Here is a 10,414-nt window from a genome sequence, read left to right on the forward strand (position 1 = left end):
ATTCCGCCTCGAGGCACCATATTTAAACTTGGTGTCCAAGACATCTTGTTAAAAAGTACAATTCCCCCTTAGTTCAGTTGGTAGAACGGCGGACTGTTAATCCGTATGTCGCAGGTTCGAGTCCCGCAGGGGGAGCCAAATTAAAGAAAGCCTTGTCTTCGGACGAGGCTTTTTTTATGCCTGTTTGTTACCGCTCCGCGCTAATTGTCGCAGAGCTAGGCGCCCCCGTTGAGTCCCGCAGGGGGAGCCAAACAAAGAAAGCCTTGTCTTCGGACGAGGCTTTTTTTATGCCTGCTTGTTCGACAATAACGGCTCAGGCCTTTGCGAGGGGCTTTATCAGGATATAAAAAAACCGCAGCCATCGGGCTGCGGTTTACTGCTTTACTGGCCGTCACTGACAAGTAAAACCCCCAATTCACTATCCTGATAGCCGTATAGCATGACCATGCCATCATTCAAACCAAGGGTGAGAATTTCCTGATTATTCTCATTCGCCGTCGCCGACCACACAGTCGACGTTACAGCCCACTGATCCGCTTCCTTGCGGATAAAGCTAGGGAATGCCTTCAGGTTCACCGCAGGTGAAATACAAGCGACTTCCCGCAGACTGACCAGCTCTTTAATATTAGGCAGGCGCCAGTTTTTCATCCCACCATAACCAGCACCTTTTTCATTATGCTCGGTATGGAACAATGCTGCTTTCCATTTAAAGCCGGTCGGCTCACCAACACAGCTCTGTGCTTTCTGATCCCAACTTGTTCCAATTAGACAGCGACGCCACACCAAATTTGTCTTCAGATCCGTTACCGTACCGTTATTGTTATCCTGGAAACGGATATCTGGCGCACTGCCAGGTAAATCGGTATAACAAGACTGCATGGCTGCAGAAGCATTTCCGGCGACAGCAAAGGCACAAGTCAGCGCCAGCAAGGTTTTCTTCAACATCATCCGCTCCTTATTCCGCAACCATACGCAATGTTAATGCATTTGGAGAAATACACTCTTCAGACTGACCGGCTTCACATAAGCCATAGTAAGCGGTCATTTCCCCCATAGCACTGCTCTCTTCTACATTCGTCATCTGAGTAAGGTGAGTTAAATGCTTACCACTGGTATAACCCGGGTCTGTTCGTAAGAGCGTCGATGCCCAGTAGATGCCATAAGGTAGCTCTCCTTCACCAATCACCAGATCATTGAAGAATTTCACGCTAAGGCCATATATGTTGCCTGCCGCATCTTTTGCCGTTTCACCAAAATCGAGCAGATCGTATTGCTCGTTCATGGTTGGCACGCGCCAGTTTGTTTTACCGCAATAACCCTCGCCATTCAGCTCATTGGCATATTCCAGGGTGGTACATACCTCAACCCCATCAGTAGTACAGGATGCGATTTTCAGATCTTCCTGATGCGGCTTCAGCGTTGCTGTTTCATAGGCAAACATCCGATGCTTGTCACGATATGAGCTCTTATCATCAGCCTTGTGTTCCCAAACCAGCCCAGTACGATCATCTTTCACACACTGCCAGGTTTCACTATCTGCAGCCAATGGCTGCCCCTTGGCATCCAGCTTGGTGAACTTAAAACCACCATCCGTTACATCTAACCCGTAGCTGGCATCCTGCCCCGGAGCCCCACTATCCGGCTCATCCGTCAGCTGGCCGGTCGCAAGGTTAAAATGCTTCACCAAACCGGTATCATTCATCGCTTGGCTCGCGATCATGCCCAACGTCGCCAGCTCATCAAGTTGTGACTCTGTCAGCGAGCCATCAAGGATCTCTTGGCCATAAATTGCCACCCCTTTTGCTGTACCGGCCACCAGCCTGTCATACGACTCGCTACGCTTAGCCATTTGGCCCAATACATTTACGACCTGCTGTTCAAACTCGGCAACGGCCGGATCATCACTTGCAGTCAGCAAATCTGCCGAAGGAGTGATGCCAAGGGCTTTGATATTAGCTGCCACTTTTGCCACCGCCTGTTCCTTGCTGCTGCCCAGCAGCATCTCCCCCACCACCAAGGTGGTAACACCATTGATCAGGTTGCTGCTGCTTTCACCAACCGCAGGAGTCGCCAGCACCACATTTGCGGTTGCACTTCTTGTTCCGTTTCCGGTCAGAGGTGCCTTCACCAATAATGGCGAGATCTTGATCTTAATATCCGCACTTTTAAGCATAAATGTCTGTTGCTCAGACTGGATGCTTGGCTCACCCGATCCACAAGACCAGTCACGGTCAAAATCGGCGCAAACAGTGAAAGGCATACCAACATTGGCTGATGATAAAGTTGCCGCTACTTCATAAGTGGGTGCCTCACCACTTTTATTGCTATCGCCATCAGAACCACCACAACCAGTTAAGGCAAATGTAATGGCAATTGGCAACAAGGCTAATTGCGTTGTTTTCATAGGAATCTCTTTGTCGTTATCGATTGTTTTTAGCTTTGCGTCGTACACCGGCCAACAGCAGACCCGCCAGCAGGCTATAAATTCCCAGGCTGCCTCCCGATGAACCTTTAGCGGGCGGTGTTGTTTCCTTACTGCCACTGCTATCTGATGAAGCCGAGCACTGGAATTTTGTCACCGGGCCAATCCCCCAGCTTTGGATGTGGCCACTCGCACCTTCAACCCGATCCGTGATATCAAGCGTCCAGTTACCGGAGAGAGGTTCACCCACCCAGCTTTCAAGCTCTGGGATGTTGGCCAGGGTATAGAGGTGCTCATATCCTGCCATCGGCATCATTTGGTAATCGGTCAGGGTGATGCTGCGCCCAGACGGGGCACGTACCACGACTTTCAGATCAGAAAGGCGGGCATGCTCCAGCGAGAGATAAATTGAGAAATCATTGCCGGCAACGCCAGCGGCCTGATCAACTTTGAGAGCAAACAAGTTTTCACCCAGTAATAGCTTGTTTCCCGTCGGTGCCTCACGAGCATCCGCAAGTGGCTGATTCAGCTGTTGCGGGGCAATCGCAAACTCCGGCTCGCCATAAATAAAGCGAATTTCCTGCTCCAGGCTGAGCGGCTTTTGCCCTTCAGTGCGGGTGACTGCAATTTGTGCATTCAAAGTAAGGGGGGCCCCGCACTGTAGGGAGGCGGGCAGGTTAATCGCAGTGCCAAGAAGATCCTGTGCCCCTGCGGCGACCGTTTCTTTATCCACGACCTGCAGCCAACCAGCTTCAGGTAGCGACAATTCTGCACGGTAACTTGCCAACGGCTTGCCACTGACATTGGTGATGGCAGCCGGTAAAGTAAATGTCTTGCCATCGCGACTGCGGATCAACGCAGAGCTTTGCGCAAGAACCACATCATCGCGGATGATCTGATGATATTTAAACTGCGTTACCAGCAATCGAGCATAGGCTTTCTGGGGCTGGAGACGGGCTGCTGCATCGACTGTCGAGCGGGCCACATCGTACATCTTGGCGCCGTACCCCATCCCGGCCATGCCTTCAAGCACGATCTGGTTGAATTCGTCAAAAGCTGATTCGCCATAAAGGTCAACAGCCTGCTTCAGGGTCTGGAATAACGGTGTTGACCAGAGCTGATCACTCAATGTACCCATCACCGAGACATGGGCACGATAATCAAATTCTGGATAATAACGAGCGTCACGATCATTGAGCGAACGCTGGGATTTCAGTGCCCCGGTGATCCCGTCCCAGTTAGAGAACAGATCCAGCTCAAACTTTTCAACGCGATCCCGCTGGACCCAGAAGCTATATGCCCCAGCCCAGTAATCACTGAACCCCTCACCCATCGCAGCGCTGTCACCAGCTTTCCAGTCCGGCACCAGCTTCTCATTGATGGCATGACCAAATTCATGCAGTACCACATCCGCATCTTCGCTGTCTGGTACCCCGCCGACACCCATCGCCAGCATGCCAATATCACTGAGGTAGGTCGAATTGTTACCTGATTGCCCCTGGGCATCGATTTTCATCGGCGCGGTAAACAGCGTCTTATTACCGTGAAATCCGAGCTTAGTCAGATATTGCAGTGAATGATCAAGATGGAAAAAGGCATTCACATCACGAAATGCCGCCTGTTCGCGGGTAAAGCTAAAGTCTTCGCCATCATTGACTGAAATGATGCCCTGGGTTGGGCCCAGGCCCAGCTCAGTCATCTCGGTAATATCAACGGCCATCACCCGGCTGTTGGCCAGATACAGCTTTCCATCATGGCGTGTCACTTCGATCCCGCTGACCGTCTTATAGGCCTCAGCAGGGATCACCATGTTATCAACGTTGCTATGCCCCGCTTCCAGATCTTGGCCGGTCGCAGTGCGCGGATCCGGGTCAAACACCGTCATTGATGCTGTAGCCGATTCACCCGTTGGTGGCTCTGCCAGCTGGTGCGGCCTTGGTGGCAGTGGCAAGTTGACCTCACATCCTGCAGGATCATCCACTAATGTATTGAAGATCCGATACAGTTGACCATCGCGGTCGGTCGAAACCACAATTGCCCCGTTACACGGCTCACCAGCAGCGTTAGTCTGGACAAAGTTGTAATGAGTGCCCAACAGACTGGTTACGGTATAGCGATGCACCAGGGTTTCGGTATCGTCATAGCGTGACTGCACCATACGCAAGGCATCGGCGACATCGGATACCGCTAGGGTCTCAAGCGGATACTCCAGATGAGGTACAATCGAAGTCGCTGCAGCCGGATAGCTGGCGGCAATAGCTGCCGCAAGGAATAACTTTCTCATCACGGCATCTCCTAGAAGCTGTACTTAGCATTAACGTTGAAGTAGCGGCCCGGCTCAGAAGAGTAAAGCGTCTGGGACTCAGTCACCCCGGCAACATCCTGGTAACGGGTATATTCACGATCAAACAAGTTGTGAATCGCAACATTAATACGCAGGTCCGGGATAATGTCATAACCGGCCCCCAAATCGACGGTCATCCAGCCAGAAGTAGTCGCGCACTCTTCCTTTATTTGCTGTTCGTTTTGGCAGCCAGGCGTGCGATCCATTGAACCGGCGTAGTTAACCCGTACAAACGCATCAAACCGTTTGTGGTAGCTCAGCTCGGTGTTGCCTTCCAATGGGGTCAGGTTTCGGATAGGCTCGCCGTTGTCATCTTCACCATCGACGATGCCAAGCTTACTCACAAGCTGGAAGTGGCTATCAAACCAGTAGCCGGCCGTCAGCTCGGCACCATAGGTTTTCACCCCGTCAAGGTTCATGTACTGCACTTCCGATGCTTTGATGTCTTCATTCCAATTCACTGTTTTATGGTCAATAAAGTCATCAAACAGGGAATAGAATACCGCGCCATACACAGACAGCTTCCCGTCATCGTACTTGCTGCCCAGCTCGAAATTATCGCTGGTTTCGGCTTTCAGGTCGGGATTTGGCGTGATCACAAAGTTCGCCAGGCCGTTAGACATATGCGGCACATAGCCATAGGCCTTGTCATACGAAGGCGCTCGGAAACCATGACTGTAACTTAGGTAAGTATTGAGAGAGTCCGTCCACAGGTAACCGACTGCCAGACTCGGCGACAACTCGCTGCTGGAGGATTCTTTCACCTCATGATCACCGATGGTATTGCTACTGGTCGGTGAAAGATGCTGATAGTCAAAACGCAGGCTCGGGGTAACATTCCACTGCCCCAGCTCAATCATGTCATGGATATATATACCGGCACGCTGGGTAGTCGCAGCCGCAAACGGCTCATAAGCAGCTATAATGTTTCCGTTCCAGTCAAGCTGAGCCTTGCGGATCGGGCGCTCATGCTCAAGCCACTCCAGCTCAACGCCCCAGGCGATAGCGTGGCTGACGCGACCAGTTTCAAGCTGCTTTTGCATCTCGGCAGAGCCGCCGATCAAGGTATCGGTAAACTTGCGGGTTTCCATCTGGCGGCGCTGGTATTCCAGCCCTTCTTGTATTCGCTTCATGGTGATATCTTTATCACCGATGTTTTCTGTTTGGCGGTAGTAAACACTGAAATCAGCCTGATCGGCCAGCAGCCTCTCACCTTCCCACTCGGCACCCAGCTTGGCTTGAAGGGTGTTAATATCTGCATCTTCACGGAATGACTTGGAATACCAGCCCTTACCGTCTTCCTGCACGGGTGGGATACCATCGTTGCGTAGCATATTTTGATGGTAATACTCGACTTTTCCCTTCAGCATCCAGGCATCATTGACAAACCATTCACTGGTCAGGGCCGCGTTGTAACCCTCTACCTGGCGCATATAGAGATCTTCGGAATAGTTTCTGGTTTCATTACCATCCCAATAACTCAGTCGCAGCAGGTTCTCCGTATCTCCAATACGTTTGGCTGCCGTAACAGCAGTATTGTACTTTTCACTGATCCCGCTATAACCCGCTTCGACATCGAGGTAGCTATCATTACTGCCGAGGTAATCTTCCGGCGACTTAGAGGTCAGTACCACCACCCCGCCAATCGCGCCGGAACCGTAGAGCGATGAACCCGCTCCCTTCACCACTTCGATCTGCTTAACGTCACCCAAATCGAAGCTGTTAAAGCCGGCGACATCATTGATATCGTTGGCACCATAGCCGTCGGCCACTCTCACTCCGTCTTTAACGACAGCAATGCGGTTACCAGACATCCCGCGAATGGTGATGTTCTGTGGTCGCCCAGCGCCTCCCGTCACGCTCACGCCCGGCTCATGGCTCAGCGCATCATATAGCTCCGTCGCCCCCTCGCGCTCAAGATCTTCATTGGTGATCACCGCAACAGAGCCATTGGTTTTCGACAATGGCTGTTCAATTTTCTGTGCGGTGACAACAACAGGCTCAAACACCGAGACATCTTCGGCCAAGGCATGAAAAGGAAACGTCAGGGCACTGATAATGGCAACGGACAAGGGCTTGAGTTGCATAGGCTTTAATGACATCGAGTGGCTCTCCGGCAATATTGTTATTATCAAGCGGAGCCAGCGACTTCCGGCCGCTCCGCTTTGCCCGTACAGATAACAGTACTGCCGGACAATTGTTATTAATCTCCCGAGCTGCAACGTCTATTGGGCAGGATCCGGGCATGCAAAGGCCCCTCCGGCCAGTCAAAATCAGGCCAGATGAGCACAAATATCGGTTTTAGATTAAGGTGATGCGGAAGCTTTCTGCGCCAGCGTCAAGAGAAACGCGTACTCTTTCGCCTGTTGCTGTGAAGCCCTGCGCGGGTCTTGCATATGCCCCCCCTCCATATTGGTTTCCAGCAGATAGGGACCTGGCAGGCTCGAATGCTCCCGTAGCTTGGCTACCCACTTCGCCGCTTCCCAATAAGGGACCTGGCTGTCAAACAACCCCGCTGTCACCAGCATCGGGGGATAAGCCTGATCTTTGATATTGTCGTAAGGGCTATAGGTTTCCATGACCGCAAATTGCTCGGGCTTGCTCGGATCCCCCCATTCGGCATACTCCTGCCGAGTTAACGGTAAAGAGGGATCCGCCATGGTGTTAATCACATCGACAAAAGGAACCTGAAGTACCGCACCGGCAAACAGTTCGGGGCGCTGGTTCAGCGCTGCTGCCACCAGCGTACCGCCGGCACTGCCACCCATCGCCAATATCGGTCGCTGCCGGCCTTGCTTAAATAACGTTAAAACATCAGCAACGGCAACAAAGTCTGCAATGCTGTTTGGCTTGTTTAGCCCTTTTCCTTCAAGGTACCAATCGGGGCCTAGATACCCCCCGCCACGGACATGAGCGATCGCATAGATCATTCCGCGATCGAGCAAGCTCATCACCTGCGCCATAAAGTACGGTCGCATCGGCGTGCCATAGGCGCCATAGCCGTAAAGCAGTACTGCCGAGTTCTGAGTCAGGCGATCTGGGCGATAGACCAACGAGACAGGTACACTGACTTCGCCGGTTTTAACCATCAACTGCTCACTGCGATATAGCGAGGGCTCCAGATTGGGGTAGCGATCTTCTGACAGCACCTTTAACTGATAGCTTTGTAGATCAAGCTCAAGCCATTGCGGCGGCTGGGCCATCGACATACTGCGGATCCGGACGGTCGGGCTCTGGCTCCACCCGTTGCGTGACAGCCAGGCGACGCCGCCTTCCGGGGTAATAGGAAGCTGATAGCGAATTTTGCCCTGGTAATCCAGCACGACAACATCACTATTCTGCTTGTGGCTAACTTCCAGAACAATCGCTTGCTGGTAAAGCAGCCAGTTCTTCAAATGCTGCCCGGCAGACGGGCGCCATAATGGTTGCCACGGCGATTTTGTATCGCCAAGCTGGGCTTGATAGAGCGCCATCGAACCATCAATGTTGGAGGAAAGATACAAATTATCCGCTTGTACATCGGCATAGTATTCAATGCCAGATTCACGCGGACGGATAGTCCCGAGCAGAGTCCCACTATCGAGTTCAATTAATTGCTGCTCGCTAGTGTTATGGTTATTTGACTGCACGATCCCGTAGTTACCGGAGGTTGCCTTATAGACAGAGACAAGCCATGCCAGGTTCTTTTCTTGGTAAAGTGCCGTTTTCAAGCCGCTGCTCAGCTGATATCGAAGGACTCGGTATGGGCGGTAGGTCTCGGCTTCGTTTTCAACCAAGTACAGATTCTTACTGTCCTGGCTCCACACCAGATCCGTTGAACCATTGGCAACGATAGACTCGGTAACCTTGCCTGATTGGGTATCGACAATAGCAATCTGGTAATTACGATCGCCACGACGATCTTCCGCTAGGGCGACATATCGATGATCGGGACTCTCAGCCCAGGCTGCCAGCTGGTAATAAGAAGCAGCGGCCGCTCGCTCAGTCAAATTGACGACAGTCAGGACTTGACCGCTACTCGCCTGCTGGCGGTTAAGCTGCCGCACGCCCTGGACAGATTCGATTCGATAGTTGTAGTCACCACGCAATAACCAAGGCTGCTGGCCGCGCTTAACCGCACGCTGCTTCCATTCATCAAGGAGCTCCTCGGCCAATTTAGCCTGTGGCTGAAGGCTGTTGGCGGTATACAGATTCTCCTGTCGCAAGAAACTCAAAACCCGCTCGGACTGCCGGCTGTCATCTCGAAGCCATTGATAGTTATCAGCCAGTTCAGGTTCAGATAAAACCGATACAGATTCAGCAGCACCAACATGCAAGCTGGCTAACAGCGTAATACTAACCATAATAAATCTGATCGTTCTTCCAAATCTCACCGGATAACCTCACACAGCAAAGACGGCCGAATAGTCTCAATTAAAGCTTCCCAACAACAGAACATCGAGACAATGGGAAACCAACAGCATCTATTGAGCACAAACATAAATAAAAGCGATATTTCGCCAGCAATAAATCGGTGTGCATAATGCACCCCAATACAAATGAGATCAATTATCAATAGCAATTGATTTTCATTACCACCACTGTTTTGTGATTCACATCACGCAAATTTAATAAAATAGTCGAGTTAATACTCAAATGAGAACCAGCACGTGTGCGAAAAACTCAAAGATGTGTCACGGCAGTCCCATTTCTACACCAGGCTTCTTCGCAATACTAAGAAGCCCGTACCACCGGGCTTGGTTATATATCGACTATCTTTATACCCACAGGTACTTTGCAACCACCAACAAGGAAGACAGAATGATCACGCTATATGGCTATCCCAGAACCCGTTCTTTACGCGTTTCTTGGCTGTTAGAAGAGCTCGGACTGGAGTGGCAATATCAATTAGTTAACTTTGCCAAAGGTGAGCATAAATCTGCAGAATACCTACTTCTTTGTCCGCAAGGTAAAGTGCCAACACTCTATGATGAAGACATAGTGATCACGGAGTCAGCAGCAATTTGTATTTACCTGGCGGAAAAATACGGCACACACTGGCTACCAGAACCCGCAACAGCAGTGTCTGCCAGGCACATGGAATGGGTCAGTTTTATTATTACTGAGCTTGAACAGCCTTTATGGTCCATGGGAAAGCACAAGTTCGCGCTTCCGGAGCCTATCCGTTTGCCCGAAATGCTCCCAGTCGCCAGTTGGGAGTTCAAGAAAGCAGTACAGACCGCTGAGAGCTGGCTACCTGATAGTGCTTTCCTCCTCGGCAACTTTCCTACCGTTGCCGATATATTGCTGACCCACACGTTGAACTGGGCGGTAAAGTTTGATCAAAAACTCCCTCAAAAGCTGGAAAAATACCGCCAGAACATGAGTCGACGACCAGCACTCTTGCGTGCGTTAAACCATGAGCAGCAGGCATTAACCGACAATTAACGTCTCTTCATCTACTTTAAGCACCTCTTGGAGCTCAAAATACGAGCAATCAGCATAAAAAAGCAAAGGTCGTGCTTTTTTTATGAAAAAACCGTTGACGCAAAGACCGAAAACCTTTTTAATGCGCCCCGTTGCCTCGATAGCTCAGTCGGTAGAGCAGAGGATTGAAAATCCTCGTGTCGGTGGTTCGATTCCGCCTCGAGGCACCATTTCTTCTTTTG

The 10,414-nt window shown here is 51.1% G+C and carries 6 protein-coding genes and 2 tRNA genes; 3 read left to right on the forward strand and 5 right to left on the reverse strand.

Going from position 1 to position 10,414, the window contains the following annotated elements; translation table 11 throughout:
• Positions 1-62 precede the first annotated feature (62 nt).
• Positions 63-138: transfer RNA gene (locus MD588_RS25665), tRNA-Asn, on the forward strand.
• 243 nt (positions 139-381) lie between these two features.
• Here MD588_RS25665 and MD588_RS25670 read toward each other — a convergent pair.
• The 5 genes from MD588_RS25670 to MD588_RS25690 all read right to left on the reverse strand — a co-directional run bounded on the left by MD588_RS25670 (position 382) and on the right by MD588_RS25690 (position 9,109).
• Entirely contained in the window at positions 382-945 is a 564-nt protein-coding gene (locus tag MD588_RS25670) for an Lcl C-terminal domain-containing protein (protein ID WP_265700789.1), read from the reverse strand.
• A 10-nt stretch (positions 946-955) separates the two neighbouring features.
• Positions 956-2,404: an Lcl domain-containing protein gene (locus MD588_RS25675; protein ID WP_265700791.1), complete on the reverse strand. Its 1,449-nt coding sequence runs from the start codon at positions 2,402-2,404 to the stop codon at positions 956-958.
• Between the two features lie 16 nt (positions 2,405-2,420).
• Entirely contained in the window at positions 2,421-4,706 is a 2,286-nt protein-coding gene (locus MD588_RS25680; protein WP_265700792.1) for a proprotein convertase P-domain-containing protein, read from the reverse strand.
• Between the two features lie 11 nt (positions 4,707-4,717).
• The gene (locus tag MD588_RS25685) at positions 4,718-6,868 is read right to left on the reverse strand and encodes a TonB-dependent hemoglobin/transferrin/lactoferrin family receptor (RefSeq protein ID WP_265700794.1); all 2,151 of its coding nucleotides are present in this window, start codon (positions 6,866-6,868) and stop codon (positions 4,718-4,720) included.
• A gap of 204 nt (positions 6,869-7,072) precedes the next feature.
• Positions 7,073-9,109 carry a prolyl oligopeptidase family serine peptidase gene (locus MD588_RS25690; protein WP_265700796.1) on the reverse strand — a complete coding sequence of 679 codons (2,037 nt, stop codon included), beginning with the start codon at positions 9,107-9,109 and terminating at the stop codon, positions 7,073-7,075.
• A gap of 457 nt (positions 9,110-9,566) precedes the next feature.
• On the opposite strand from MD588_RS25690, the gene MD588_RS25695 reads away from it, so the two are divergent.
• Both MD588_RS25695 and MD588_RS25700 read left to right on the forward strand, forming a co-directional pair.
• Positions 9,567-10,193 (forward strand): glutathione S-transferase family protein, encoded by a 627-nt coding sequence (locus MD588_RS25695; RefSeq protein WP_265700797.1) that lies wholly within the window; start codon positions 9,567-9,569, stop codon positions 10,191-10,193.
• A 133-nt stretch (positions 10,194-10,326) separates the two neighbouring features.
• Positions 10,327-10,402: transfer RNA gene (locus MD588_RS25700), tRNA-Phe, on the forward strand.
• Positions 10,403-10,414: the final 12 nt, after the last annotated feature.

It is taken from the genome of Photobacterium obscurum (assembly GCF_026191635.1).
Lineage (GTDB): Bacteria > Pseudomonadota > Gammaproteobacteria > Enterobacterales > Vibrionaceae > Photobacterium > Photobacterium obscurum.

Excerpts from the sequence above, each read along its gene's own strand:
- MD588_RS25685 (WP_265700794.1), bottom strand. The coding sequence starts at position 6,868 with ATGTCATTAAAGCCTATGCAACTCAAGCCCTTGTCCGTTGCCATTATC.
- MD588_RS25670 (WP_265700789.1), bottom strand. The coding sequence starts at position 945 with ATGTTGAAGAAAACCTTGCTGGCGCTGACTTGTGCCTTTGCTGTCGCC.
- MD588_RS25695 (WP_265700797.1), top strand. The coding sequence starts at position 9,567 with ATGATCACGCTATATGGCTATCCCAGAACCCGTTCTTTACGCGTTTCT.
- MD588_RS25680 (WP_265700792.1), bottom strand. The coding sequence starts at position 4,706 with ATGAGAAAGTTATTCCTTGCGGCAGCTATTGCCGCCAGCTATCCGGCT.
- MD588_RS25675 (WP_265700791.1), bottom strand. The coding sequence starts at position 2,404 with ATGAAAACAACGCAATTAGCCTTGTTGCCAATTGCCATTACATTTGCC.
- MD588_RS25690 (WP_265700796.1), bottom strand. The coding sequence starts at position 9,109 with ATGGTTAGTATTACGCTGTTAGCCAGCTTGCATGTTGGTGCTGCTGAA.